We start from the raw sequence: 657 nt of genomic DNA, 5'->3' as shown, positions 1-657 counted from the left end.
GCCGTCACGGTCACCGACACCCGCGGCCACCAAGCAGGCACCGCCAGCGTCGCCACCGACGGCTCCTACGCCGTCCACGACCTGGCCGACGGCACCTACACCGTCATCGCCACCGCACCCGGCCGCTCCCCCAAGGCACTGACCGTGTCCGTGGTCGGCGACCTCGTGTTCCGCCGCGACTTCACCCTCACCGGCGGCTCGATCGTGCACGGCCGAGTCCGCGACGGCGACCGACCCGTCGCCGCCGCCCTGGTGGTCACCGACCAAACCGGAGCCGTCGTCACCCAGGCACACGCCGACACCGACGGACAGTTCACGATCAGCGGACTCTCCGAAGGCGACACCGTCGCGGTCACCGCATCAGCACCCGGCTACCAACCCACCAGCCAACTGGTCACCGCCGACACCAGCGGCCGCACCGGCACCCCCGTCGACATCGTGCTCCTCGCCACCGGCGGCGTCCAAGGATCGGTCCGCACCGTCGACGGCACACCACTGGCCGGCGCCACCGTCTCCGCGATCGGACCCGACCAGACGATCGTCGCCTCGGTCACCACCGACAACGACGGCCGCTATCGCATCGAAGGCCTCACCGACGCCCAGTTCACCATCGTGGCCAACATGTACGAACCCGCCGCCACCCAGGTCAAGGTCGTT

At 70.5% G+C, this 657-nt stretch carries 1 protein-coding gene; it reads left to right on the top strand.

All coding sequences use genetic code 11. From position 1 onward, the window contains the following. On the top strand, positions 1-657 hold a 657-nt coding region (locus AAFP35_RS26245), incomplete at both ends, for an MSCRAMM family protein (protein WP_419224623.1).

The organism is Gordonia sp. CPCC 206044 (assembly GCF_048537895.1).
GTDB lineage: Bacteria > Actinomycetota > Actinomycetes > Mycobacteriales > Mycobacteriaceae > Gordonia.
Note: the sequence above shows the minus strand (reverse complement) of the source record. Positions and strands in the feature narration are given on the sequence as shown.